Origin of the sequence: Streptomyces sp. NPDC050448 (genome assembly GCF_040655295.1) — a bacterium.
In the GTDB taxonomy this organism is placed as follows: Bacteria; Actinomycetota; Actinomycetes; order Streptomycetales; family Streptomycetaceae; genus Streptomyces.
The window spans coordinates 55,719-79,859 of record NZ_JBFAJR010000036.1 but is presented as its reverse complement, the minus strand read 5'-3'; the positions used below and the strand labels follow the sequence as shown (position 1 = coordinate 79,859).

Genomic DNA, 24,141 nt, shown 5'->3' with positions numbered 1-24,141 from the left:
AGCAGGTCCTTCGCGGCGAGGGTGTCGTGGACGAGATCGGTGGCCTTGATGTCCTGGACTGTGGAGTCGCTGGTCAGCACGTTCGTGATCAGGTGAGGAGGGGCCGTGGGAAAGCTGACAGTGGGTGCGCTGCGTGCCGTGCTCGGAGTGGCGCTCGCCGGCACCGTGTTCGTACAGGCATCGATGGTGTGGGCGTTGGCCACAGACCCGGAGGACGGGCCGCTCCCGCTGACCCCGCTGCGCGTGATCACGATCCTGGGCATGGTGTCGGCCCAGGTCGCCCTGGTCTGCGTATGGCGGCTGGTGACGATGGTGCGACGCGGAACCGTGTTCTCCCACGCCGCCTTCCGGTACGTGGACGCCGTCATCGGCGCGATCGTGGCGGCTTCCCTGCTGTGGTTCGCGGTCACGGCCCTCAATGCGCCGGGCCAGCGGGAGGACCCGGGCGTCACCGTCATCATGGGCGGGGTTGGCCTGGCCATCCTGGGGGTCGCGCTCATCGTGCTCGTGCTGCGGATGCTGCTCGCCCAGGCCGTCGCACGCGACGTCGAAGCGGCACGGATGCAGGCCGAGTTGGACGAGGTGATCTGATGCCGATCGCCGTCGACATCGACGTGATGCTGGCCAGGCGGAAGATGTCCGTGGGCGAGCTCGCGGACCGCGTAGGGATCACGCCCGCCAACCTGGCGGTACTCAAGAACGGCCGCGCCAAGGCGGTGCGCTTCGCGACGCTCGCCGCGCTCTGCGAAGTGCTCGAATGCCAGCCGGGCGACCTGCTGCGCTGGGAGGCCGAAGACGCCGCGCCGGTTGACGTGGCCGGGGCGGACGCGGCATCGCCTGGCACCACCGGCCCGTGATGCGGCACGTGGACCGCAAGGGCGTCCCCCGCTGTAGGCGAGCACCACGCCGCGCGGCACGAAGGGTGACGACTTGCGCGGAATGCGGTTTCGAGTACGACCTCGCCCTGGCTCCCAGGGTCTCGGTGCTCGCCAAGGGCCACGCGCGCGAATACGCGGACCTTCTGGGGGCCGAACCGTCGGTGCTGCGGCGGCGCTCTGCGCCGCAGGTGTGGTCACCTCTCGAGTACGCCTGCCACATGCGCGATGTGCCGCTCGTCCAGCGGGAGCGGGTGCTGGCCGCACGGCGTCGAGATACGCCGGTTGCCGAGCCCATGGGGCGCGACGAGCGGGTCGAGCTCGACGGATATGCCCAGCAAAAGCCTGCCGATGTCGCGCGCCAACTCCAGGACGCGGCACTGCTGTTCACCGATGTACTCGACCGGCTGTCTCCCTCCGACTGGGAGCGCACACTGGTATACACCTATCCCGAGCGCGAGGAAGCTCACTGCGCTGGGTCGCCGTGCACACCCTGCACGAGCTGCGCCACCACGTGCGCGACATGTGTCGCCAACTGGAACACCACGACGGGGGCAGGCGCGATTCTCTCGGGGCTCGCTCGACATCGGCCCCCTGAAAATCTTCGGCGGCAAGGCGGCAAGCACTCAACCATGGACCGTGCCACCTCGCGCGGTGGGGAACGAGAGCAGGTCTGGGGAACTTTCGGCGAGCGCAAGACCATCCTGAAGCACTTTCACCGAGAGCGTCGGCTTGAGAAGCGCCGGGTGAGGTCGAGCGCGGAAGGACCGAGGACTCGGCCTGCACCGGCAAACGGGAGTGCGTGCCGGAGCTGGGCGTGTTCGCCAGCGGCTCCTCGGCGCACTGGGGCAGGCGGTCCCGGGAGGGGTCCATTTGCCGCAGAGATCGACAACAGCCGCGCCCGGCTCACGACAGAAGCCGGGCGGGGGGGGCATCCCCGCCGGTGCGGGGAGCAGGCTTCTTGACCTGGGGCTCTCGGCGGGGAGCGCGCCGTTTTCGAGCACTTCACTGAATCCGACAAACAGGCCATAGGCCCCGTACGCAAGGCGAGCTCCCGCTGCCGGGATGCACTCCCAGGCCGACGCTGGCAGGGGCTGCACCACCGGTCGGCATCTCGACGGCCAGGCCGATACCCGGGGCGGCAAGACGACGGACCGGATCGCCTGGCCCGCCGTCACAACCCGCCGCAAGGTGCACCGCAGTGATCACCGATGACGGGGGCCGGCGTCATGGGCGCCGAGCATCGGCGACGTCGTGGGGTCGTCCGGTATCGGCGCAGGCGGGCGAGCTGTTCAATCCGCAGAAGATCCCTGCCTTGTCCGACCGGGAGCGGGTCGTAAACCCGAAAGGCTCCCTTCTGGGGCCAGCTCGACGGCGTCAGCGCCGGGACGCTCCGAGGGTCTGGTCGGCCGTCAAGAAGCGGTGCTCCGTTGGCTTCAGCACTTCGTAGAGGTGGCCGAAGTACTCCGTTTCCGCCGTCTCTGTGAGCACCGCCAGCAGGAAGGCCAAGCACCCCATGTCGTGGTGCTCCCACAGTGGGCCGCGCCCCTCGTTGTAGAGCACGGTCCACTCGTCGGGCTGCTGGCCGGGCCGCGCCAGCCAGTACAGGAACGCCCCCGTGCCCTCCTCGAATGCCCATGGCAGGAGCCGCGCCCCCGCCTCCAGCAGGCCGGCGGGCTTCTCCTCGCCCACCTCCCACAGGTCTGCCAGGATCTCGTTCCGTTCCGCAGTCTGCGCGTGCAGATCGCAGTCGCTGTAAGCGGAGTCGGGGACGAGCAGCCAGATCGTCTCGTCGAAGATGCCGTCGCCGTACGTCTCGACGAGCTGCTTGTAGTCGGCGGGCAGAGCCGCACCCAGGGCGCGCTCGGACTGTGCCCAGTCCACCGCGGGCGGCGGAACGGCCGGCGGCGGGCAGAGGCGGACAAGGGCATCGAGGGCGATCATGGAACGGACGCTACCGGAACCCCAGCCGACGCCCGGGAGTGGGTCGGCAGGGCAGGCAAAGACCCGCATCGGCTCCGGCCCAGGTGCCCGCTCGCCAGGAACTCGGGCCGCGGCCCGAGGTGAGCATGCCCAGCTGGGCGTTCAGCAGCTGGAGGGCTTGCTCCACGCCGACGAGGTGGGTGGCCCTGGCGGTGAGCTGCGCGCCGGTGTCGTGGTGGAAGCGGTCGAGTTCGGGGAGGTCGAAACGGCGCTCGGCCTGTGTGGCCTCCAGGCCGTGTGCGGTGGGGTGTCGGGACGGCGGCAGCGCGCTCTGCCCGGACGCCGCATCCGCTGGCCTGCCAGCGGGTGGACGGCTACCCGCCGCCCGAAAGGCCCGGCCAGGAGCGCCCGCAGCAGCTGCACCTGGACTTCGACGTCGATGGGGCGCCAGCTCGGGTCTGTCGGCTCGTCGTCCTCGGGCGGGCGGACGTGCTCCACGGACCGTTCCTCGCACGCTCCGAAGGCCTGATAGTTCTCCCGGGCCTCGATCAGCGAAGGTCGGTTCGCTCCGCCTGAGTAGTCCGGCCAGCGAAGCTGGGGCACAGGACCCGCCGGAAGGCGCCGACGGTACATTACCGACTTCCCGCCGACTTGGCTCTTCGCGTTGCCCTTCACCCGGCGGGAGCTGTCCTCGGCGTCGTCGCCTACCTCAAAGTGCGACAGGCTCAAAGGCTGGTTCGAGAAGGGAAGAGGACGCAGGGAGTGGTGACCCGCCTTGAGTCGACCCAGATCGCACCGGGCTCGGACGCAACGACCACCAGCAGCCGTAGCTCCGGGACCACCGTGTACTACCCGGTCATCACCTGGGCCACAGACGACGGCCGAGCCATGGAAACCAGGACGAACATAGCCCGGCCCAAGAACAGGACCCTTGCCGTCGGCACCCGGGTCGAGGTCCGCTACGACCCGGCGGCGCCTTCGCGCTGGACGTTGCCGGCTGAGGGCAACGGCCTGTGGTGGCTCTTCACCGCACTCGGCGGGCTCTTCATGGTGATCGGACTGGGCTTCTTCCTCGGGGCGCTGATGCACGGCCTCTGAGCAGAAGGCGAGTGGCTTCGTTCACGGGTTTGGGACAGCGGCTGTTCACCGTTGGGGAGTCACCCGGACGGTGCTCTGTTCGATGTTCACCGGAAGCGACAGCACCGGGGGGAGAAGACGTCCTCCCTATTGGATGCTCCATCGGTGTGGGTGCCGGGGCTCGTTGGGGCAAGCGAAGACGTTGAGCAGGCCATCGCGGCCGATCGTCAGTTTCGTAGGGCACCGGTCACGCAGATCCCCGGGGACGGCCCGTTCCTCGACGGGCATCCAGCTGCCGTTCGCTCCGTCCCACTCTCGGCTGTCGATGGTCAGCAGCAGGACCATCGGCGTCGCGCAGGCTCCACAGTTCATGGGGGCGGGGTCGGTCGTGTGCCACGACGCGAAGCCACCCACCCGGCAACCCTGCGGGACTGACAGGTCGTGCTGGTAGGTGATCAGATCGTCGTCGTCCAGATCGTGCTGCTCGGCCTTTCGCTCCTGGGCCTCCTCCCAGGAGTCGATCCGGGAGCACAGCCTCGCGGGCAGGGAGCCGGCGAACGGGTAGGTCACGACCTGCTCCGGGTGCAGCACGCACGGCTCGGCCACCGAGCCCTCGAAGCCCACCAGCAGGGGCTGCGGTGGAGCATCCAGCGGCAAGGAGACCTGGTCGGACCGGCGCCAGCGCACGTGAACGGCCAGGCCGGTGCCGCTCGGACCGTGTGCCTCGAACGGGCACCAGAGCACTTGCAGCATGTCGCAGCCCTCGGGACCCGCCACCAGGCCGGGCACGTCCCGCCGGTACAGCTGGACCAGGCCGATCAACGGGACCGGCTCGGTGTCGGCGATGTCCGCGATGCGACGCCTGCGGCCCAGTTCCTTGAGCAGGACCCGCTCGTCGTCCGTGGGTCCCGGGTGAGAGTCCCGTGCCCAGGCGTCGGTGAGCAGTCGCCGTCGACGGTGAATGTCCGCGATCCGGTACCCGCGGCCGCGTCTGTGCGGCTCGGTGCACACCGGCCACGGCTCGTCCGCCGGCCACAGCAAAGGGCCGCCGACCGAACTGGCCGAAGGATCCGGCTGCCCCGGACGGGGATGCAGACGGGTCGTCACGCCACGGAAGTCGCTCAGCTTCGGGAAGAGCTGCTCGGCGTTCAACGGGCGAGGCGGCGTGGTCCTGGTCACGGCTGCGACCCTAAGCCATCGTGCCGGCCCGGAACGGGCAGGGCCCGTGCTGTCTGAAGCCGTGAACTGTTCGATTCGTGAGTCTGGCCAGGTGACTCCCAAACTGCCTGGGTACGGCGCACCCCGGCACGCGGGGTGGGGTCGGCTTAGCCTGACGGGGTGACCAGCAACGACCTCGGAGACTTCCTGCGCGCTCACCGCGCCCGCCTGCGACCCGACGACGTCGGGCTCGCCTCCTACGGCACGCGCCGGGTGGCGGGGCTGCGGCGCGAGGAGGTCGCCGTCCTGGCCGGGATGAACAGCGACTACTACGCCCGCCTCGAACAGGGCCGCGAGCGCAGTCCCTCCCCGCAGATACTCGACGCGATCAGCAGCGCGCTGCGGATGGATGACGAAGCACGCGGGCATATGTTCCGGCTGGCGGGCACCACACCGGAAGGCGAGCGGCCGCAGCCGCGGGAATCGGTGAGTACGGCGCTGCGGCAGCTGCTGGACGGATACCCTGACGCCGCGGCGTTCGTCCTGAACCCGGCCAACGACTTCCTGGCCTCGAACGCGCTGGCCGACGCACTGTTCTCACCGTTCGAGAACGTGGACAACATGGCCCGCATGACCTTCCTCGACTCGGCCGCCCCCAGCTTCTTCACCCAGTGGGGGCGAGCAGCCGAGGCAGTCGTTGCCGGATTGCGCCACGCCATGGGCCTGGACCCGAACTATCGGCGCCTGCACGATCTCGTCGGTTCCCTGACCGAGGAGAGCGAGGAGTTCACCGCCCTGTGGTCCTCGCACGCCGTCCACGCCAAGAGCCGTGACGGCAAGGAGCTGCTCCACCCCGATGTCGGGCCGCTCGACCTCACCTACCAGACCTTCGACGTCCGCGGAGCGCCGGGCCAGCAGCTGGTGATCTACCACGCCGAACCGGGCAGCCCCGGCGCCCAGGCGCTCGCCCTGCTCGGCAGCCTCCACGCCACACGCCACCAGGAGTCCGCCGCGGAGCAGTAACACCCCGGCACGGCCGTGTGCGTGTGGGCGGTTACTCGGGATGTTGATGGCGCAGGGCCGGCAGCGCCAGGACCGCACCCAGGACAAGCCGGCGGCGGCGACGCGCAAGATGGTACCGAAGCCCTGCCCGGTCAGGGCGCCGGACAGTTGCGGACCCAGGCGCGCGCCGATGAACCGGTGCCGGGTCGCGCAGTTCGTGCAGCACGTCGTCGCCACGGCGCGGGTTCGTACGAGGGCTGGTGGTCATGTCGGTGCCTGGTTCGATCGTGGGTGGCGGCTGGGCGTCCTGCCCGCCGGGCGAGAGCGCCTGCGCCGGGGCGCGGCCCGGCCGGGGAGAAGGGCGTGCTGTCCGCTTCCCGGCACGGGGAAGAGGGGGAGGCGGTGTCAGGCGACGGGGGTGCTGAGCACGTATTCGCGCGAGGCGTGGACTTCATCGCGCAGGGCGGGCAGGTCGACGCCGAGGACCTGTCTGTTCCACTTGCGGACTGCGCCGTTGATGAGGACGGCGCTGATATTGCGGGCGTCCGAGCCAAGGACGACGGTGCCGATCGGGTCGTTGAGCGGCATGTTGTTGAGGTCCTCGGCCTGGATGGCGAGCAGGTCGGCCTTCTTGCCCACGGTGAGCGAGCCGGTGACGCCGGCCAGGCCGTTGGTGCGGGCGCCCTGCAGGGTGGCGAAGTCCAGGACATCGTGGGTGGTGATGCGTGCCGGCCGCTGGTCGGTGCCGTAGACGGCGTTGACCGCACACATCCGCTGGATGGCGTGCAGGGCCCGCATCTGCGTGAACATGTCGCTGACCAAAGCCACCTCGACGTCGATGCTCAACCCCGGGCGCACCCCGACCGACAGGGCCTCGTCGATCGCGGGGATCGCCGTCTCCAGCCCGATCTGGGCATCCGAGGTCGGGGCCAGGGCAATGGTCGTGCCGCTCTCCCCGATCGTCTTCCACGCCTCCTGGGTCAGGCCCGTGGCGTGGATGAGGGTGACGTCCGCGCCGAGGATGCCGTCCTTTGCCCACTGCCCGATGGCCTTCGAGGAGGAGGTGCCGAAGACTGCGTCCACGCTCACACCGATACCCAGCTCCTTCGCCGTGCGGGCGAGTTCGGGCCCGTAGGCAAGGGTGGGGCCGGCGATCTCGTCGGTGGCCAGGGCGGCCAGGCGCAGGGTCAGCAGCTGGTCGTCGCTGGCGAAGTACTTCTTCCTGAGGCGGGTAAGGTCGCCGGGCCACTGCTTGTCCCAGTCGCCGAAGTGCGGGCCCATGGAAGCGTGCACGCCACGGATGCCGGTGTCGATGAGGGCCTGGACGGCGGCGTCGGAGTGCTCGGGGGTGCGGGAGTTGTGCGAGAAGTCGAGCATGCAGGTGATACCGCTGTCGATCGCCGTGAGCGCGGCCAGCTTGGTGCCGACGTACATGTCCTTGGGCCGGTAGACCGTGGCGTAACCGGCGAGGGTGGACATCGCATAGGCTCCGAGGTCATCGACGTCTGGCATGATCCGGCGCAACTGGGTCTCCCAGGCGTGCCGGTGCGTGTCGACAAAGCCAGGGGAAAGGATCATCCCTGTGGCGTCGACGACCACGGCGCCGTCCCGGCTCAGATCGGGACCGATGGCGGCGATCGTGTCGCCCTCGACGAGCAGATCGGCGCCGTCCAGGACACCGGAGGCGCGGTCCATGGTGACGATGGTCGCGCCGGTGAAAAGGATGCGCCGCTTCGGGTCGGCGGTCCGGCGCTGAAGTTGTTCGAGCACAGCAGGACTGGTGGTGCCGGAGGTGATCAAGGGAAGGTCCTGTTCGTCATGCCAGGGAGGTGGGCCTGTGCGGGGGTGAGCGACGACCTCAGCTTCGGCCCGGCCGGCGGCGGCAACCAGGCCACCATCTGCCCAGGTACAGCACACCCAGGCTCACCAATCGCTCCGCGGTGCAGCGACGCGAAGGAAGCGGTCACCGCCATCGCCCGGCAGCTCGGCATCGGCCGCTCCACCCTCTACCGCACCCTCGCCGCGTACGGCGAAGCCGCCGTCACCAGGTCCGAAGCGCGCTCGTGAGCGGTTCGGGGCAGCGCACCCCGGTGTCAGTGGGCGCTGGCAGGATGCGCTGCATGACTTCCGCCACCGCGGCCGATTACGGCTGGATACGTTCCTCGTCCTCGCTGTTCGCCTATGGACTGGAGGTCGGGTACACCCTGACGCTCGTGCGGGGAGTCTCGCCTTCGGAGTTGTTCCGGATCGTGGGGGCCGAGCCGCGAGGTGTGTCTGAGGGGCTGGGCGAGCTCATCGAGGAGCAGCAGGAGTTCGTGGACGGGTACGAGGAGTGGCCCGAAGCCTTTCTCGCAGGAGCGTTCACCGCGCAGGGCGATGGAGGGGACTGGACTCTCGCTCTGGAGTTCGGAGGCGATCTGGGTACGCGCCCGCGCCTCATGGAGGCGCTCTCCGCCGGGACGCGTGCTGTCTCGCATTCGAGCAACGGGGGGAAGCCCATGGACTTCTTCCACTGGTACGAGAACGGGGAGCTGCGCACCACCTTCGAGTGGCCCGCGGACAGGACCGGCAGCACTCCCGATGAGCTGAACTCGGTGATGGTAGAGGTCGGCCTCAACCCATCGGGGGACGAAGATCACGACGTCGACACGAAGGCGGCGGTCCTCGCCCTGACAGAGCGCCTCACAGGCGTACGGGTGACCGAGAAGCTACTGGCGGAGGCCGAGTACCAGGTGGGGGAAGTCCCGGAGGAACCCGCCGAAGAGTGGGAGAGCATCACCATCGACATCACGGACGCGCATGGCGAGCGGACGTACGTACAGCTGCGACGAGATCAGCTCTGACACACGAGGTGTCGCCAACCACTGACACTTCCGCGTCGCCCAACAGCCGACCCGGACACGGAGGAGGATCTCGGCCCCGGCGGCCTGGACTGGCCGCGGGGGTCGTGGCCAGCCGCCGGTCGGGGCCATTCGGTCAGCTGCCGCAGGCGCACCCTGCGGCGGCCTTGGCCTCGGCAGGGGTCCGGGACGGGTCGGCGGCCTGTTCGTCGGGGGTGCAGCAGGCGGTGGTGCCGCAGCAGGCTTCGGGGGCGGTCTCGGCGCTCTTGCCGAGGGTGTCGGCGTCGGCCTTGACCACGTAGACCTCCCACGGCTCCTTGCCGGGGCCGGTGACCCACACCTTGTCCTGGAGCGCGTAGCAGCAGGAGGTGTCGTTTTCCTCGAACGTGGCCAGGCCCGCCTCCTTGAACCGCTCGGTGGCCGCGGTGACCTCCTCGGTGGAGGCGACCTCGACGCCGAGGTGGTCCAGGCGGGTCTCCTCGCCCGCGTCGCCCTCGATGAGGACCAGCTTGAGCGGGGGCTCGGAGATGGCGAAGTTGGCGTAGCCCGGGCGGCGCTTGGCGGGCTCGGCGTTGAACAGCTTGGAGTAGAAGGCGACCGAGCCTTCCAGGTCGGCGACGCGCAGGGCGAGCTGGACGCGGGACATGGTGGTCTCCCATCAGGAAGCAGCTTGTTTCGACATCTGTCGATACAGCCGACGTTGCCACCGGATTAGATGGATGTCAACATAGAGAAATGTCGAAACAAGCTGGTCTGCCGGTGCTCGGGCAGGATGAGGCGGCGTGCTGTGCGCCGATGGTCCGCGAGCCGCTGGGCGAAGAGGGCGCGGCCGAGCTGTCGCGGATGTTCAAGGCGCTGTCGGACCCCATCCGGCTGCGGCTGCTGTCACTGATCGCCTCCCACGAGGGCGGCGAGGCGTGCGTGTGCGACCTGACCGGACCGTTCGACGTCTCCCAGCCGACGATCTCCCACCACCTGAAGGTGCTGCGCGAGTGCGGCCTGGTCGGCTCCGAGCGGCGCGGGACCTGGGTCTACTACTGGGTGCTGCCCGAGGCCCTGGCCAAGCTGTCCGCCCTGCTCCAGATCCCCGCCGTGCCCGAGAAGGCACCCGCGTGAGCGGGCCTGCACCGCTGGCCCGGCGGGCGACCGTCGAGGGGCTCGGCACGGCCGCGCTGGTCGCGGTGGTGGTCGGCTCCGGCATCCAGGCCACCGAGCTCACCCAGGACGTCGGAACGCAGCTGCTGGCCAACTGTCTCGCCACCGTCTTCGGCCTGGGCGTGCTGATCGCGTTCCTCGGCCAGGTATCCGGGGCGCACTTCAACCCGGCGGTCACCCTGGCCGCCTGGTTCACCGGCCGCCGGACCGGAGAAGGCCCCGGCCTGCGCGACGTCGCCGCGTACATACCGGCCCAGATCCTCGGGGCCGTCGCCGGGGCGGTGCTGGCGGATGCGATGTTCGCCAAGCCGGTGGTGGCCTTCTCCACCCACGCCCGCTCCGCCGGTCACCTCTGGCTGGGCGAGGTGGTGGCCACCGCCGGGCTGGTCTGGCTCATCTTCGGCCTGGCCCGCGCCGGCCGCGCGCACCTCGCGCCGGTGCTGGTCGCCTCCTACATCGGGGCGGCGTACTGGTTCACCTCCTCCACCTCCTTCGCCAACCCCGCGGTGACCATCGGCCGCGCGTTCACCGACACCTTCGCCGGGATCGCCCCCGCCTCCGTCCTCCCCTTCCTCGCCGCCCAGCTGATCGGCGCCGCCCTCGGCCTGGCACTGGTCACCGCCTGCTTCGGCCGCCCGGCACCCGCCCCCGCAGACGAGGTCGTCGTCCCGCAGCAGCCCGCACGCCCCGCCGAAGAAAGCACCCTGACCTCATGAGCACCTCCGCCACCCCGTCCGTGCTGTTCGTCTGCGTCCACAACGCCGGCCGCTCCCAGATGGGCGCCGCCTTCCTCACCCACCTCGCCGGGGACGAAGTCGAGGTCCGCTCGGCCGGCTCCGCGCCTGCCGACGCGGTGAACCCGGCCGTGGTGGAGGCCATGGCCGAGCTCGGCATCGACATCTCCGCCGAGACGCCGAAGATCCTCACCGTCGAAGCGGTGCAGTCCTCGGACGTCGTGATCACGATGGGCTGCGGGGACGCCTGCCCGTACTTCCCCGGCAAGCGGTACCTGGACTGGAAGCTGGAGGACCCCGCCGGACAGGGCGTGGCAGCGGTCCGCCCGATCCGGGACGAGATCGAACGGCGCATCCGCGGCCTGCTCACCGAGCTCGGCATCCCGGCCGCAGCATGACCGCCGCTGCGACGGCGGTGCGCGTAACGGCGACGCGGCCCAAGCACGGCGAGCAGGTCCTGGAGATCTACCGGCCCGGCATCGACGACGGCAACGCCACCTTCGAGACCGTCGCCCCGGCCTGGGAGGCATGCTCGGCCTGCACCCCGTGAAGGCGCCCGGTCAGGGCACCTTCTGGAGCCACGGCGGCACGGTCTGGGGTGCGGGAGCGATGGCCACGACCCGCGCCGACGGCAAGCGGCAGACGGCTGTCGCGGTGTACCTGCAGAGGTGGAACAGGCTCGACTCCTCGGGCCGGCCCCAGCCCCATCCCGTCGACGACGCGCCGGCGGCTCTCTACCGCGCGGCGATGTACGGCTGACAGGGCCGCGGCAGACGGCCCTGCAGATCGCTTGGTGCAGGAACCCTGCTGCGGCCAAACCCCTCCTGCCGCCTCGTCCCCTCAAGGGCCGGCAGGAGCGGTGGAAGCGTGCCCTCGGCTTGCCCGGAACGCTCGGGCGGCGGCGGGCCAGCGGCGCCCCTGGGCCTTCTCCTGGAACGTGTCGCGGAACGCTGCCGGATCCCACTGCATGCTCAGGGTCTCGACGAGCTGCTCGGCCATCTTCAGTTCCTTCTCCGAGGCCTTGGCCCCGCCCGGCAGGCTGTCGATCTCCTTCTTCGGGTCCCTGATCCCGTCCGCCCGGTGCAGCGTGTGGAGGGTCAGGATCCCCTCTCCGGCTTTCACGGCGACGAGGTACTCGTGCCGCCGCATCACGAACGTCGCGATCCCGGCCGTGCCAGCCTTCGCGAGGGCCTGCTCGCGGAGGCTGTACACCTTCCCGTACTCCGCGCCCCGCGGAGTGAGGCAGTACGTCTTGCCGAGATCGGCTCCACCTCGTCCAGATCCGGCCGAGCCGGTACACGCGGAGCCCACCGGCCGGTGCCCGCCACGAGCGGCGCCGGCAGAGCGTTCACCTTCAACTCATTGCAACAAACACGGCTACGACATTGCATTAGACCGCAGGCCATTGCAACGATTTATTGGCCTTCACCTGCACCTATGGCGCTCGAGCGCAATAATCTTGTTGCCTGATTCATGAATGCAACGTAGCGTTTCGAGCATGGGAAACAGAGGACAGCAGGTCGAGAGGCCCGCATTACGAGGAGTGATCGATCAAAGGGGTCGGGTCATGGAGACAGCGCAGAGCCGGCAGGCAGCACCCGGCGCCCTCACCGCCTTCGCCCGCTTCGTGCTCTGCGGCGGCGCAGTGGGGCTCGCCTCCAGCTTCGCCGTGGTGGCCCTCGCCTCGCGGATTCCCTGGGGCCTGGCCAACGCCCTGATCACCGTGGTTTCCACGCTCCTCGCCACCGAGCTGCACGGCCGCTTCTCCTTCGGCGCAGGCGAGCGCGCGACCTGGCGCCAGCATGCGCAGTCGGCCGGGTCCGCGGTGATCGCGTACGCAGTGACCTGCGTGGCGATGCTTGTGCTGCAGCAGCTGGTGGCGGCACCCAGTACGGCGCTCGAGCAGGCCGTCTACCTGTCCGCCTCCGCACTCGCCGGTGTCGCGCGGTTCGCGGTGCTGCGCCTCGTCGTCTTCGCACGGAACCGCTCGCAGGTCTCGCCCACCCTCCCCACCGCCCGTCCCGTGGACAGGGCCATGGCCCGCGCCGCGGCACCAGCCGACCCTGCGGTGCTCTGCCGCGCCGCGTGACCGGCCCGACGGACGGCGTGCCGCACCGCCGACGGACGCACGTCCACCAGGAGTCCCGTTCGGCATCCGGCACCGCACCGCATCGCCCGGCGCGGCATCGACTCCTCCCAGCGTCCGGGCCGCCACCGATGGGTCGCCGAGCGGACCGCGTCCTGGCTTGCCGGTCCGCCTCGCCCGGCCCCTCGCAGCGGGACGCGTCCTCGCGACCGGCGAGTCCTGCACCCGACCCGCACACCACCGGTGCGGCCCCAAACCCCGACGAACTGGATAAACGTCAAGCTGAGTGTCAGTGGCGGAGGGCGAAGTGGACCAGGTGCGACCGTGCTTCGCTGCCCGTCAGTCCCAGTGCCTGGCCGAGCACTTCCGGCGATACGTCGTCGGCCTCAGCTCGGTAGGCGGCCTCCCTGCCGACCCGCTTCGTGGTGCGCTCCAGGATCCTCACGGCCCGCAGGGCGGCGAGCGGCGCTTCGTCGGTGAGTGCGTCGAGGCGTTCCCGTACCTGTTGCAGGAGCCCGGACAGCTCTGCGGGCATGGGTACCGATCGTGCCTCGACCTCGGCGATGTGCTGGTCCCAGTCGGCCTTCGGGCCCGGCAGGTCGAGGTACGGCTCATAGACGCTGTCCGTGTCGACCTGGGTCCAGTCGAGGAAATAGGCGGCCGTGCCGCGCCAGCCGCAGGAGCACGAGCCCCGTACAGCGGCGGCGAGGGGCCTGCGGAGGGTGCCGTCGTACACCCACCAGTCCGTGCTCTCGTGGAAGGAGGAGCCGCTGCCGGTGTCGAAGACCACCGGCGGCGGCTCCGTACCGTCAGCCAGCACCGCGCCCGCCTGGCCTTCGTGAGACGACCCGAACTCCTCGCTCAGCCAACCCATGACACTCCCCTGTTCTCGGCTTCGATGTTCACGCCGCGGCCCACCTGGTACGGGCGGGAACCCGGCTGATGCTCCCTGATCGCCGGCGCAGGTCGGCCGGACAGCAATGGCCCGGTTCCCTGTCAGTCCGTCTGCAGGAACGCGGCCTGGACGCCGAGCAGATGCTCCTCCGGGCGGGTCCCTTCGTAGCGCTCCAAAACCCGGGCGTACCGGCGAGCGTCGAAGTGCCGACACGCTTGTTCGCCCAGCCGCCCCGAACCGCTGTACCGGCGGTGGGCAAGTCTCGACACCGCAGGAGACCGCGCCGTCTCAACAGAGCCGTCGGGGCGGTAGAGGGTCGACGAGAGCAGGTTCCGGATGAAGCCGGAGGCAAGAGCACTCACACCGCGACGCTACCCGCCTGGGCTTGTTCTCTATCTTCCGTCCGTGTCATAGGGCGGGGACGGAAGGTTCCAGACGTCGTCTGACCGGCTGACGATCTTTCGAAGTTCGCGGGCACTTCGTGGCGATATGGCCTGCATCACGGCGTCGAGGAGGGCTCGGGCTTCGAGAGGGTTGCCGCAGCAGTACCAGTGCACGTTGCCCCATTCGTAGTCGTGCCACAGATCACGCTCGGGCTGGTGGACGTAGGCCTTCCACAGGCCCAGAGCCGCGCTGACGTCGCCTGGCTGCAGATGGTTGCGGGTGCGCTCGAGGCGGATGAGCTCGGAACGTGCACGCGAAGACAGGCCGTCGATGACTGGTCCTGCACCCGTTGTCCGGTGGCTGCCCGGGGCGCCGACACGGATCTGTCCTGGCCGTCTACGCGGCATGGACCTTTCGGTTCATCGTCATGCGGTACATGGTGCCACGGTCTCGAATGGTGTCTCGAACGGATTCGCTCACCTGGGGATTCGCCGGATGCGGGGCGGTCTTCGTCTGATCATGCGCTCCGGCCAAGGTGCACGTGACCAAGACGAAGGCCGTGAGGGTGAGTCTGCTGTCAGATGCTGTCCGCAGGGAAGCGTTCGCGGAAGCGTCTTGCTTCCGGGGAGAGTTCCACGAGTGTCTGACCGCCCGGCGCGACGAGTTGCTTGAGCTGGTGGACGCGGTGCTGTGTGCGGACGGTGCGGTGAAGTCCCCTGTGGACGTGACGCTGTTGCCCGAGCGTCGTCGTGGGCACGGGAGCGGTGTACGGCGGCCTGAACCATGGCCGGATCGAGACGGACCGGCTGCGGACCGTGCTGGCCGGGCTGTCGCTGCCTCGCTTCGGCGGGGGGGCGCCTGGTGCCGGCGGTCAATGCATCGCCGTGGCTGCGTTCGGCGTGCCGGGCTCGGCCGAGCGGCTGCTCTGCCACGTCTGCGGCCCCGCGAGAACGGCCTCGCAGTTCCTTCCGGGCCGGCCCTACTCCATCGTCCCCGCGCTGGAGCCGGGCGCCACCTCGGACCGCGATTCTGGACTCCGTGCGGCTCGGACCGGTGGACGACGCGACCGCCGTCACCGCCGTTCAGGTGCGAGGAGTCGTCGAGCGGCTCATCGCCGCGGGGCAGTGGCGGGCCGGGGATCCGGACATCGTGATAGTCAGCGATACCCGCTACGACGCCACCCGCCTGGCCCGGGTCCTGCGAGACCTGCCCGTCGAGTTGGTCGGCCGAGTCCGCTCCGACCGCGTGATGCGCCTGCCGAAGCCACCGAGGACGCACGGCGTCAGACGGCGGCAAGCGTCCGGGTGAGCTTCACAGGTCAGATCCTTTCTTCGTCTACTTCAGCAGGCGGCCGAGGCCGGAGGCATTGGCCGGGGCGGGCGACAGCCCGGAAACGAGACCGCTGACCTGGCGCTTCGCGTCCCGGACCGTCGGGGCGAGGAAGTTGAGCGACAACAGGTTGTCGAGGGCCAGGGGGCCGGCCAGAGTGTCGGTGCCCTGGCGTGCGGCGGCGGGAGCAGAGACGGCCACATTGAACGGCGACTCTTCCGGCTCCGTCCCGGTCGCCACGGTGCACTCCTCACCCGGACGTATCCAGTGATCGGTTCCCCACGGCTCAACCCACAAGACAGAGCATGCTGCTGGTCTCGTTGCTCACGCTCGTCTTCGACACGCCCGCACCCCAACCAGCAACATGATCGGCCGAACAAGTCCGGCGAACCACACCAGGCGAACCCCCGGCCGGCCACCCATCAGTTATCAACCAACCCGCACACTCACACGAGTGTGAGATGGCGCGGCCCCGCCGTGTCGGGTGCCCTACCCTCGCGGCCTTGATACTGATGGTCCTGTGAGCACTCCCCGCCGTCTCGCGCGATCGTTGACCGGCCTCGCCGCAGCCTTCGTCCTTGGCGCCTGTGGCTCGGCGCAGCCGGCTCCTGTCCTCAATGCCAAAACCCCTATCGCCTCTTCCCGCGTTTCACCGCCGGGCCGGAGGGCGACGCCTTCGTCGGTTCCTGGGCGGCTGGTACCCGTCAACTGTCGCAAGATTCACTGCGTCGCTCTGACTTTCGATGCAGGCCCAGGCCCCGACACGGCGCGCCTGCTGGACATCCTCAGGGCGAAGGGTGTCCACGCGACGTTCTTCCTCCTGGGCAAGAACATTCTGACCCGTCCAGAGCTCGCACGAAGGGAGGCGTCCGAGGGACATGAACTGGCCAACCACACCTGGACGCACAAACGCCTGACCGAAGCCTCCGCAGAAGAGATCCGCCAAGAGCTCGTCCTTCTTCAGGAACGAGTCAAGGAACTCACCGGCCGGACTCCCACCTTGATGCGCCCTCCTCAGGGACTGACCAACCCGCGTGTCGCCGACGTCTGCCGCTCCCTCGGACTCGCACAGATCCTGTGGACCGTAACGGCGAAGGACTACCGCGACCACAACCCCGAGGTCATCACGAGTCGCGTCCTCCAAGGCGCCCAGCGCAACGGGATCATCCTGCTCCACGACGTCTACCCGGGCACCGTTCCCGCTGTGCCCGCAATCATCGACGGCCTGCGGCGCCGCGGCCTCACCCCCGTGACCGTCTCCCAGCTCTTCGCCCCCCACCCGCCCGAACCGGGCCGTGCTTACTGGAACGCACCCTCCGCCTGACTGCAGCGCCATCACAGCACCGGCGAGACGGTGAATCGGGTCGGCACCGCGTCTGACCACTCCGGCAGGAAGCAGACCAGCAGAGTGATCAACTCAGGTCTGACCACCCCATTCTTTCGGCCGCGAGCCGGCACGCCGGCCACTCGCGGCGGAAGGGCGTCGGCGGCCGCGGATTCATGATCGGTGCGAAGCAAATCCCCGAGAGTACGCAGGCAGCGGTCGCACCCATGGTTTCGGCCGACTGCCGCCCGGAATGGCATGGTCGTCCCGTGCCGGGCAGGGTGGTGCCCCCACGCCCCCACGCCCCTTCGCCTCGGAGGTACGTCGATGCCCCAGAAGGCAGTAGCGGTGCCAAGGCCGCCGAACGCCCGGGCCAGCTCCATCACGGTCCGGGGCCGCTCAGGCGACCTGGTTCGGCTGGGGTCCGTCGCCGCCGGGTACGCCGTTGTCCAGCTTCTCATCGCCGTACCGGGTACCGGCCTGGGTTGGGACGAGACGGTGTACGTCAGCCAGGTGTCCCACGCCTCCCCGGCCGCGTTCTTCAGCGCTCCCCGCGCCCGCGGAATCACCTACCTGGTGGCCCCGGTTGCCGCGATCACCTCCTCCGTGCGGGTGCTACGGGTCTATTTGGCAGTTCTGGCGGCCGCGGGACTACTGCTCTCCCTGTGGGTGTGGAGGCGGCTGCTTCCCACCCCCGTGCCGGCTCTGGCGGGCGGCCTGTTCGCGGGGCTGTGGATGACCGTGTTTTACGGGCCGCAGGCCATGCCCAATCTCTGGGTGGCCTTCGGGGCGCTCTTCACCGTCGGATGCTTCCTGAGGGCCGCCCGTTATCCCGCGGACCGCCTTGCGCTGGCCGGCGTCGCCTCGGGGGTGGCATTCGCCGCTCTCATGCGTCCCGGTGACGCGGTCTGGCTGGTCATACCTCTGCTCTGCGCCGCGTTGGCCGTTCCCCCCTGGCGGCGGGCCGCCCTAGCGGCGGCTCTGGTCGTCGGCCTCGTTGCGGGCGGCGCGGAATGGGCCGTCGAGGCCCACCTTCGCTACGGCGGCGTCCTGCCCAGGCTCCGCATGGCAAGTGAGATCCAAGGCGGTCTGGGCTGGAACCCGGCGTTCGCCGACCAGATGCGCTCGCTCGGCGGGCGGACCCTGTGCCGCCCGTGCGATGTGCCGTGGCCCCGGCCTGTCACGGCCCTGTGGTGGTTCGCCCTGCCACCACTGGCCGCGGGCGGGCTCTTCGCCGCATACCGCAGCGGAAGGGTGAAGCAGGTCGCCGTGCCCACTGTGGTGGCGCTGTTCCTTGCCCTGCCTTATCTCTTGATGATCGGATACGCGGCTCCGCGCTTTCTGCTGCCTGCGTACGCGCTGCTCGCCCTCCCGGTCGCGCTGTGCCTGGCACGGCTGATCGCCGCGTGCCGTAACCGCCCGCTCGCCCTGGGCGCGCTCTGTGCCGCCCTGGTCGCCCATCTGGCTCTGCAGTGCACGATCGCCGGTGGTGCCGCGGCCCGCAGCCGCGCCGACCGGGCGGCGTTCACCGCAGTCGCCGGCGAACTCCGCCGCCTGGGTGTGCGCCCGCCATGCATCCTCAGCGGCGCAGAGGCGGTCCGTGCCGCGTTCGCCACCGGATGCGCTGCCCGGCAGGTGTACGGGGGCCACGACGGCAGCATCACCGCCCGCGGGCTCATCTCCCTGGCGCGGACCCGACCGACGGCAGTGCTGGTGACAGGAAGCCTCCCACCGCCGCCTTGGGCTCACGACTGGCTCCCCCATCCGCTGCCCAGCCTGCCGGGCCAGCCCCGTTACCGCGCATACCTGGCACCCTCGTCGCGCCAGGAGCCGCCCGGCGGGCCGTAAGTGCGCTGCGCGATGCCGGGCAAGCCGACCGCAGCCATCGTCAGAGTGCTGAGCAGGCAGCGCGAGTAGTGGGAGAGAGTGAGGGAGTGACCGGGAACCGCTGCTGCGCGACCTGGATACCTTGATCGAACCCGGTGGCGCCGTGGTACTGGCGACCTGCGGAGCACAGCACGACGACCTCGAGCCGCCGCCCTGGCTGCCCGTTGTCGAGGAGGTGCGCGGCCGCTGTCTGGGCCCGGAACGCCGGCAGGGCTCCGGGCCGGTCAGCTATCCCGAGGTGCACCTTCTCCCCCGTCCGACGCAGGACTCTGTCCACAGGTTCGGAGCCCGGGGCTCCTCTTGAGGCACCCGCACATCGATCGACAGTTTTCCTTAATGCGTTTCCACCAATTCGGCAGTTCTGCTGGCGACTGCAAGTGCCCAGGATGAGGCATGCAAAGCCCGGCGCCGGGGCCGAAGCCCTCACCGCATACGCCACCCCGGCCCTCTGAGCAACACGGACACCGGAGAACAGACGCACATGAAGTACCGCCCCTTGGGGAGCACCACGGTCAGCGCGATCGCCTTGGGCGCCATGCCCCTGTCCATCGAGAACCGCCCGGACGAGGAACGAGCCGTCGCAACCATCCACGCCGCCCTCGACGCCGGCATCACGCTCATCGACACAGCCGACAGCTACCACTGGCACGCCGACGAGCGCGGCCACAACGAACTCCTCATAGCCCGCGCCCTGGCCCGCTACGGCGGCGACACCTCCGACGTCCTCGTCGCCACCAAGGGGGGCCGGGGCCGCCCCGGCGACGGCGGCTGGACCGTCACCGGTACCCCCGCCCATCTCAAGCACGCCGCCGAAGCCTCCCTCAAGCGCCTGGGAGTGGAATCCATCGGCCTGTACCAGCTGCACAAGCCCGACCCTGACGTGCCCTGGGCGGAATCGGTCGGTGCGCTGCGAGAACTCCTCGACGCCGGCACCATCCGTGCCGCGGGGATCTCCAATGTGACCACCGGCCAGATCAGTGAGGCCCACGCCATCCTCGGCGACGCGCTCGTCTCCGTGCAGAACCAGTACTCCCCGGCCGTTCGCGACACCGAGCCCGAGTTGGAGCTGAGCACCCGACTCGGCCTGGCCTTCCTGCCCTGGAGCCCGTTGGGCGGCATCTCCCGCAGTTCCCTGGACGGCCCGTCCGGCCCGACCTCCGCGGGCACCGCCTTCCACCGCATCGCGGCCGAACGCGACGTCAGCCCGCAGCAGATCGCCCTGGCCTGGCTACTGGCCCGCTCCCCGATGGTCATTCCGGTACCGGGAGCCAGCCGTCCGGCTTCGATCCAGGACTCGGCCAAGGCCACGGAGGTCGAGCTCGAGGCGGCGGAACTGGCGGAACTGGCGGAACTGGAGGCAGCCCTGCCGGACTGAGAGGCTGACGCCCACGACCGGCGTGAGCACCCCGGAAGACCGACACACCAGACCTTGGCCTGCGACTTCAAGTTGACGGAGGCGCGCGCGTCGCTGCGCGCGCCCGTGATCCTCCTGCCGGGCTGACGCTCACGATCCGGCCTCCCCTGCGTGGGGGAGGCCGGATGATCCGTGGGGTGGATGTGATCAGCGGGGGTGACGGGGAATCTTGGAGCGTCGGCGATCCGGATATGAGGAGGTCACGGTGGCTGTTCCTGTGAACTTGAACGCGGACGTGGACGGCGTTCCCAGGCCACCGACCGCAAGCCCGGGGCGGATGTTGTGGCGGCGGCGGTGGCCCATGTGGGCGCCCACGGCCGCGGCGTTATGGGGCGTGTCGTACGCCGCTGTCGAGGTCATGTGGGCGGCGACGGGCACCACCGTGCCATGGAAGGAGCACGCCTCGTACGCGCCTGCGGTCCAGCTTCTCCTCGCGGCCCTCGCCGCCCTGGCGGGCGGGGCCTGCCTGGCCAGCACCCGAACCCCTTCCGGGCCTGGCCGGGCCGCGGTGACGACGGCGCTGGTGGTGGCGATCCCGGTGTTCGTCGTGGGGACGAACGGCCTGCCGATGTACTTCGTGACACTGGTCACGCTCTCGGGGATCGAAAGCGCCACCGGTCTGGCCCAGGTGCTGTTGAACACGGCCGGCGCGATGCTGCTCTTCCTCGTCGGCCTGTCGTACCGCCGACGGCTGCGCGGCGACTGCCCGCGGTGCGGGTGGACGCACGGGGGCGCAAGCGACGGACCGCTGGCCCACCCGGATGCCTCCCGGGCCTCGAACCGGACCCGCAGGACGGTATACCTGCTCATGTGCGGGCTCCTGCCGTGGGCGGGAGTCAAGACCATCTGGACGCTTGGCGGCGACGCACTCGGCGTCTCGGCCGACGCCTGGCGGCGGACGACGGGCGTCGGCGCGTCGGGGCCGTCGAAGGCGGCCGCGTCGGTGGGGATCGACGTGACCGTGCTGGCCGCGATGGTCGGGGGCTTCCTGCTGCTGGGGCTGCTGTACACGTGGGGGCAGGTGTTCCCCCGCTGGACGCTGGTCCTCTCCGGACGACGGGTCCCGCGCCTGCTGCCCTTGATCCCGGCCTGGCTGACCGGCATCCCGCTGACGATGTACGGGTCCGTCCTCACCGTCATGGCCCCGCTCATGGCCGTCGGCACACTGCCCGAGATCAAGCCGTCCCCGCCGTTCACCACCAGCTCGGGGATCACCTGGATGGTCGAGTTCGGCGGCCTGGCATTCGCCGGTCTGGGCATCGGCCTCGTCGTGGCCGCTCGCTCCTATGCCGCCCGCACCCACCCCGTCTGTGCCAGCGCCAGCGCCAGCGCCAGCGCCACGACAACGCGGCCCGAGTAGCCGCGCACCGGAATGACAGCCTCCTTGATGTGCTGCGGATCACCGTGCGCAGGTCGGCGGCCCAGTTGGTCACCAGGCCCGGCGAACCGGTGCCGGGGACCGTCACGCCGTTGTACTGCAGCTTGAACTTCGCGCCCTGGCCGGTTGCCTTGCCGTCGGCGCGGACCTGGTAGGAGGCGTACTGCTGGACGCGGCGCTGCTCGCCCGGGTGCAGCGTGCCTCCGAACGGCAGCCGCGGGATCCATCCCCACGACCTCGCCCGATCCGTCCTCGACACCGAACTCGGCTGGCGCCATCCGGCCCGCAGGGCTGAGCTGCGCCGCCGCGCGAGCACGTACTACCAGCAGCTCTTCGCCGACGGCGACCGGGCACGCCAGCGCGCCGTCCTGGCCGACTTCGCCTATCTGCACCGCGACAGCCCGCTGGTCGGGCCCCTCTTGGCGCCGGTCACCACTGCCGCAGCGGCCGGCTCCACGCACCTCGACGCCCTGTCGATCACGGCGACGGAGGAGACCGAGCTCCCGGCGCTGCTCGCCATGGCCCGACGGTACGAGGGACCGGAGTCCGCCCGGCTGCTGCGCGGCTGGTGGGCCCATCCGGCCGCCACCTGGGCCACTGTACGGGCGGAGGAGCCGCCGCCCTCCCCCGCAGGCTTCTACCTCCTGCTCGCCCTCGGCGCCGAGGACCTTGACGACCCGGCCGTCACCGCGGACCCGGCCACCGCGGCCGCCGCCGGCTGGCTCGCCCGACACGGCGACCTGGGCGCGGGCGAGCGGGCCTTGCTGGTGCGCGCGTGGCTGGCCCGGGGCACGTACCAGGACGTCTCCGCCGTCCAGACCCTCATCACCTTGCGGCTGACCCACCACTGCCTCACGCGGAGCAGCGGCCCGCGCTCACCCTCCTCCCCTTCGCCGACCCGGAGTTCTGGGCCGACGGCTGCGCGTACACGGACTTCGACCGCCTGCCGCAATCCGACTTCACCGTCGGCGGCCGCTCGTACGGAACGTACGTCCTCGACTGGCGCCGCACACCCCCTCTGCCTGGCTGAACCTGCTCTGCGAACGGGAATCGGCGGCTGACCCGCTGGCGGTGGCAGCGCCCGACGAACCCCCTTCGGGAAGGCGCCGCTGTGGTGACCCCGTACACGTCGGCCGCACAGGGCAGCAGCCCATGGCCGAGGCGCGGATGTTCCGTCAGCCGCGGATCGTCTCACGCGGGTTGGACGGCCGCCCGAGCGCCCGGGCCGAGCGCCGGCTCTCCCCGGACACGGCCCGCCGGCTGAGGGCGATGCTGCGGCTGACGGGCTCCGGGGGCACCGCTGCCCAGGCGGTGGCCTCGGTCGGCGGTTCGGATCGCGGGGCGAAGACCGGTTCGGCCGAGGTCGACGGCAAGGCCGCGCCGGACAGCTGGTTCACCGGTTCCCGTGACAGCACCGACGCCGCGGCCGCCGTCCGGAGCGGCGGCCACGCCACCGACGCCGTCGGCCCGCTGGTCGCCCGGATGCTGCGGGCAGGCTGAGCGGGCCCGGGCACGCGACCGGCAGCGGCCGCGCGCCCGGGAAGACGTCGACCCGTCTCCCTCCGGATCCAGGGGCGCGACCGGTCGCCGGGGCAAACCGCTTCGCATCCGCCTCGCCGGGTGCACCCAGGGCCGTGAAGCCCCGCCGCTCTGTCCCCTGCCGTCAGGGACCCCCCTCTCCGGGCTCCCCGTGCGGCAGTCGCTCCGCGAGGAGCAGGACGGCGTCGTCCACCGGGTCCGGCCCCGGGCCGGACCGCATGGCGCGCAGCAGCCGGTCCGCGAGCGCCGCTGTGCCGTCGGCTCTGTGCGCGAAAGTCGCCGTCAGGCAGGCCAGCCCCGCATCCAGGTCCTCGCCGCGGCGCTCCACCAGGCCGTCCGTGTACAGGAGGACGGCGGAGTTCGCGCCGAAGGAAAGGCCGGCGGTGCTGTACGTTCCCAGGCCGACGCCGAGCGGGGGACCGGTGGCTGCCTCGGCCTGGTGGACCGTGCCGTGCTCGTCGCGGACCAGGGGCGGCAGGTGCCCGGCCGAGGAGTAGACGAGTTGTTCCTCGTCCTGGTCGTGGACGGCGTACACACACGTCGCGATGTGGTCCGGGCTCAGCTCCATGAGCAGCCCGTCGAGGAGCCCGAGTACCTCGTGGGGGGGCAGCCCGAGCCGCGCGTACGCGCGTACGGCCGTACGGAGCTGGCCCATCAGCGCGGTGGCGCGGATGCCGCGGCCCATGACCCCGCCGACCGTCAGGGCCGTCCGGTGGCCGTCGAGGATGATCACGTCGTACCAGTCCCTGCCGACCGTGTCCCCGGTGGGAGCGGGCTCGTGGGCCGCGACGACGCTCAGCCCCTCGGGCTGCTCCAGTTTCCGGGGGAGCAGGGAGCGCATGAGGGTGAGGCCGACCTCCCGCCCGAAGTGGTCGGCGAGGCCGTGTCCGGGGGTGTGCATGCCCTGTTCTCCGGCCAGCCGTGTCTTGAGCCGTGCCAGGGCGTCCTCCACGTCCGCCACCGGTTCCAGTGCGCTGCGGACGGCCTCCTCGGTGGCGCGGACGGTGTCCACGACATACGGATCGGGGGCGTCGGCCTCGTCGGCGGGCCCGTAGAGGACCCCGGTTCCGCCCGGGCCGCCCGGCTCGAGGCGGACGTGCCGGTCCGCCCGGCTCCTCGGGGCGTACCGGGGCGGCCGGTC

The 24,141-nt window shown here is 70.5% G+C and carries 25 protein-coding genes and 8 pseudogenes; 22 read left to right on the top strand and 11 right to left on the bottom strand.

Features of this window, described 5'->3' with window-relative positions:
- A pseudogene (locus AB0I68_RS31375) lies at positions 1–203 on the bottom strand (hypothetical protein); the annotation flags it as partial.
- Between AB0I68_RS31375 and AB0I68_RS31370 the strand changes: the two are divergent.
- Genes AB0I68_RS31370 through AB0I68_RS31360 form a run of 3 tightly spaced genes read left to right on the top strand, consistent with a single transcriptional unit; the run spans position 106 to position 1,840 of the window.
- Positions 106–591 (top strand): DUF2975 domain-containing protein, encoded by a 486-nt coding sequence (locus AB0I68_RS31370; protein ID WP_363180750.1) that lies wholly within the window; start codon positions 106–108, stop codon positions 589–591. The pseudogene AB0I68_RS31375 and the gene AB0I68_RS31370 sit on opposite strands and share 98 nt — an antisense overlap.
- A complete protein-coding gene (locus AB0I68_RS31365) occupies positions 591–857 on the top strand; it encodes a helix-turn-helix transcriptional regulator (protein ID WP_363180749.1) in 267 nt (88 codons plus the stop codon). The genes AB0I68_RS31370 and AB0I68_RS31365 overlap by 1 nt, the downstream gene beginning before the upstream one ends.
- Complete coding sequence (locus AB0I68_RS31360; protein ID WP_363180754.1) at positions 857–1,840, top strand: DinB family protein; 984 nt, start codon at positions 857–859, stop codon at positions 1,838–1,840. Before AB0I68_RS31365 ends, AB0I68_RS31360 begins: the two co-directional genes overlap by 1 nt.
- Before the next feature lie 412 nt (positions 1,841–2,252).
- Here the strand turns inward: AB0I68_RS31360 and AB0I68_RS31355 are convergent, their stop codons facing one another.
- Positions 2,253–2,819 (bottom strand): SMI1/KNR4 family protein, encoded by a 567-nt coding sequence (locus AB0I68_RS31355; RefSeq protein ID WP_363180747.1) that lies wholly within the window; start codon positions 2,817–2,819, stop codon positions 2,253–2,255.
- Between the two features lie 327 nt (positions 2,820–3,146).
- Between AB0I68_RS31355 and AB0I68_RS31350 the strand changes: the two are divergent.
- Positions 3,147–3,239: pseudogene (locus AB0I68_RS31350) on the top strand (VOC family protein); the annotation flags it as partial.
- A gap of 36 nt (positions 3,240–3,275) precedes the next feature.
- Here the strand turns inward: AB0I68_RS31350 and AB0I68_RS31345 are convergent.
- Positions 3,276–3,431: pseudogene (locus AB0I68_RS31345) on the bottom strand (CPCC family cysteine-rich protein); the annotation flags it as partial.
- A gap of 18 nt (positions 3,432–3,449) precedes the next feature.
- On the opposite strand from AB0I68_RS31345, the gene AB0I68_RS31340 reads away from it, so the two are divergent.
- Positions 3,450–3,896, top strand: a complete 447-nt coding sequence (locus AB0I68_RS31340) for a DUF3592 domain-containing protein (RefSeq protein WP_363180746.1) — start codon at positions 3,450–3,452, stop codon at positions 3,894–3,896.
- A 126-nt stretch (positions 3,897–4,022) separates the two neighbouring features.
- Here AB0I68_RS31340 and AB0I68_RS31335 read toward each other — a convergent pair whose 3' ends face one another.
- Complete coding sequence (locus tag AB0I68_RS31335; protein WP_363180745.1) at positions 4,023–5,054, bottom strand: hypothetical protein; 1,032 nt, start codon at positions 5,052–5,054, stop codon at positions 4,023–4,025.
- 159 nt (positions 5,055–5,213) lie between these two features.
- On the opposite strand from AB0I68_RS31335, the gene AB0I68_RS31330 reads away from it, so the two are divergent.
- Entirely contained in the window at positions 5,214–6,056 is an 843-nt protein-coding gene (locus AB0I68_RS31330) for a helix-turn-helix transcriptional regulator (RefSeq protein ID WP_363180744.1), read from the top strand.
- A gap of 384 nt (positions 6,057–6,440) precedes the next feature.
- Here the strand turns inward: AB0I68_RS31330 and AB0I68_RS31325 are convergent, their stop codons facing one another.
- Positions 6,441–7,835, bottom strand: coding sequence for an amidohydrolase family protein (locus tag AB0I68_RS31325; RefSeq protein WP_363180743.1), 1,395 nt, complete (start codon positions 7,833–7,835; stop codon positions 6,441–6,443).
- A 45-nt stretch (positions 7,836–7,880) separates the two neighbouring features.
- Here AB0I68_RS31325 and AB0I68_RS31320 point away from each other — a divergent pair, with 45 nt between their 5' ends.
- Together AB0I68_RS31320 and AB0I68_RS31315 are read left to right on the top strand one after the other, a co-directional pair.
- Positions 7,881–8,102 carry a helix-turn-helix domain-containing protein gene (locus AB0I68_RS31320; RefSeq protein ID WP_363180742.1) on the top strand — a complete coding sequence of 74 codons (222 nt, stop codon included), beginning with the start codon at positions 7,881–7,883 and terminating at the stop codon, positions 8,100–8,102.
- Positions 8,103–8,155: 53 nt separating this feature from the next.
- Positions 8,156–8,878: a DUF6461 domain-containing protein gene (locus AB0I68_RS31315; protein ID WP_363180741.1), complete on the top strand. Its 723-nt coding sequence runs from the start codon at positions 8,156–8,158 to the stop codon at positions 8,876–8,878.
- A gap of 133 nt (positions 8,879–9,011) precedes the next feature.
- Here the strand turns inward: AB0I68_RS31315 and AB0I68_RS31310 are convergent, their stop codons facing one another.
- A complete protein-coding gene (locus tag AB0I68_RS31310) occupies positions 9,012–9,521 on the bottom strand; it encodes an ArsI/CadI family heavy metal resistance metalloenzyme (protein WP_363180740.1) in 510 nt (169 codons plus the stop codon).
- 89 nt (positions 9,522–9,610) lie between these two features.
- Here AB0I68_RS31310 and AB0I68_RS31305 point away from each other — a divergent pair, with 89 nt between their 5' ends.
- The 5 genes and pseudogenes from AB0I68_RS31305 to AB0I68_RS31285 all read left to right on the top strand — a co-directional run.
- Complete coding sequence (locus AB0I68_RS31305; RefSeq protein ID WP_363180739.1) at positions 9,611–9,991, top strand: metalloregulator ArsR/SmtB family transcription factor; 381 nt, start codon at positions 9,611–9,613, stop codon at positions 9,989–9,991.
- Positions 9,988–10,746, top strand: coding sequence for an MIP/aquaporin family protein (locus AB0I68_RS31300; RefSeq protein ID WP_363180738.1), 759 nt, complete (start codon positions 9,988–9,990; stop codon positions 10,744–10,746). The genes AB0I68_RS31305 and AB0I68_RS31300 overlap by 4 nt, the downstream gene beginning before the upstream one ends.
- Positions 10,743–11,162: an arsenate reductase ArsC gene (locus AB0I68_RS31295; protein ID WP_363180737.1), complete on the top strand. Its 420-nt coding sequence runs from the start codon at positions 10,743–10,745 to the stop codon at positions 11,160–11,162. Before AB0I68_RS31300 ends, AB0I68_RS31295 begins: the two co-directional genes overlap by 4 nt.
- Positions 11,159–11,293: pseudogene (locus AB0I68_RS31290) on the top strand (N-acetyltransferase); the annotation flags it as partial. The gene AB0I68_RS31295 and the pseudogene AB0I68_RS31290, both read left to right, overlap by 4 nt.
- 2 nt (positions 11,294–11,295) lie before the next feature.
- A pseudogene (locus AB0I68_RS31285) lies at positions 11,296–11,523 on the top strand (hydrolase); the annotation flags it as partial.
- 81 nt (positions 11,524–11,604) lie between these two features.
- Here AB0I68_RS31285 and AB0I68_RS31280 read toward each other — a convergent pair.
- Positions 11,605–11,976 (bottom strand): Ku protein, encoded by a 372-nt coding sequence (locus AB0I68_RS31280; RefSeq protein WP_363180735.1) that lies wholly within the window; start codon positions 11,974–11,976, stop codon positions 11,605–11,607.
- A 355-nt stretch (positions 11,977–12,331) separates the two neighbouring features.
- Between AB0I68_RS31280 and AB0I68_RS31275 the strand changes: the two genes are divergently transcribed.
- Both AB0I68_RS31275 and AB0I68_RS31270 read left to right on the top strand, forming a co-directional pair.
- Positions 12,332–12,853: a hypothetical protein gene (locus AB0I68_RS31275; RefSeq protein ID WP_363180734.1), complete on the top strand. Its 522-nt coding sequence runs from the start codon at positions 12,332–12,334 to the stop codon at positions 12,851–12,853.
- A gap of 75 nt (positions 12,854–12,928) precedes the next feature.
- Positions 12,929–13,015, top strand: a pseudogene (locus AB0I68_RS31270) (IS5/IS1182 family transposase); the annotation flags it as partial.
- Between the two features lie 124 nt (positions 13,016–13,139).
- On the opposite strand, the gene AB0I68_RS31265 reads toward AB0I68_RS31270, so the two are convergent.
- Together AB0I68_RS31265 and AB0I68_RS31260 are read right to left on the bottom strand one after the other, a co-directional pair.
- A complete protein-coding gene (locus tag AB0I68_RS31265) occupies positions 13,140–13,724 on the bottom strand; it encodes a hypothetical protein (protein ID WP_363180733.1) in 585 nt (194 codons plus the stop codon).
- Positions 13,725–13,846: 122 nt separating this feature from the next.
- The gene (locus AB0I68_RS31260) at positions 13,847–14,107 is read right to left on the bottom strand and encodes a hypothetical protein (RefSeq protein WP_363180731.1); all 261 of its coding nucleotides are present in this window, start codon (positions 14,105–14,107) and stop codon (positions 13,847–13,849) included.
- 587 nt (positions 14,108–14,694) lie between these two features.
- On the opposite strand from AB0I68_RS31260, the pseudogene AB0I68_RS31255 reads away from it, so the two are divergent.
- Positions 14,695–15,395 (top strand): annotated as a pseudogene (locus AB0I68_RS31255) (transposase); the annotation flags it as partial.
- A 69-nt stretch (positions 15,396–15,464) separates the two neighbouring features.
- Here the strand turns inward: AB0I68_RS31255 and AB0I68_RS31250 are convergent.
- The gene (locus AB0I68_RS31250; protein ID WP_363180730.1) at positions 15,465–15,698 is read right to left on the bottom strand and encodes a hypothetical protein; all 234 of its coding nucleotides are present in this window, start codon (positions 15,696–15,698) and stop codon (positions 15,465–15,467) included.
- Between the two features lie 280 nt (positions 15,699–15,978).
- Here AB0I68_RS31250 and AB0I68_RS31245 point away from each other — a divergent pair, with 280 nt between their 5' ends.
- The 6 genes from AB0I68_RS31245 (at position 15,979) to AB0I68_RS31220 (ending at position 22,961) form a co-directional block, all read left to right on the top strand.
- Positions 15,979–16,782 carry a polysaccharide deacetylase family protein gene (locus tag AB0I68_RS31245; protein WP_363180729.1) on the top strand — a complete coding sequence of 268 codons (804 nt, stop codon included), beginning with the start codon at positions 15,979–15,981 and terminating at the stop codon, positions 16,780–16,782.
- A gap of 327 nt (positions 16,783–17,109) precedes the next feature.
- The gene (locus AB0I68_RS31240; RefSeq protein WP_363180728.1) at positions 17,110–18,630 is read left to right on the top strand and encodes a hypothetical protein; all 1,521 of its coding nucleotides are present in this window, start codon (positions 17,110–17,112) and stop codon (positions 18,628–18,630) included.
- Positions 18,631–19,150: 520 nt separating this feature from the next.
- Positions 19,151–20,044, top strand: coding sequence for an aldo/keto reductase (locus AB0I68_RS31235; protein ID WP_363180726.1), 894 nt, complete (start codon positions 19,151–19,153; stop codon positions 20,042–20,044).
- 373 nt (positions 20,045–20,417) lie between these two features.
- Positions 20,418–21,443: a hypothetical protein gene (locus AB0I68_RS31230; protein ID WP_363180725.1), complete on the top strand. Its 1,026-nt coding sequence runs from the start codon at positions 20,418–20,420 to the stop codon at positions 21,441–21,443.
- A gap of 215 nt (positions 21,444–21,658) precedes the next feature.
- Positions 21,659–22,522, top strand: a complete 864-nt coding sequence (locus AB0I68_RS31225; protein WP_363180724.1) for a hypothetical protein — start codon at positions 21,659–21,661, stop codon at positions 22,520–22,522.
- A 91-nt stretch (positions 22,523–22,613) separates the two neighbouring features.
- Positions 22,614–22,961 carry a penicillin-binding transpeptidase domain-containing protein gene (locus AB0I68_RS31220; RefSeq protein ID WP_363180723.1) on the top strand — a complete coding sequence of 116 codons (348 nt, stop codon included), beginning with the start codon at positions 22,614–22,616 and terminating at the stop codon, positions 22,959–22,961.
- A gap of 163 nt (positions 22,962–23,124) precedes the next feature.
- On the opposite strand, the pseudogene AB0I68_RS31215 reads toward AB0I68_RS31220, so the two are convergent.
- Positions 23,125–23,862 (bottom strand): annotated as a pseudogene (locus tag AB0I68_RS31215) (PP2C family protein-serine/threonine phosphatase); the annotation flags it as partial.
- Positions 23,863–24,141: the final 279 nt, after the last annotated feature.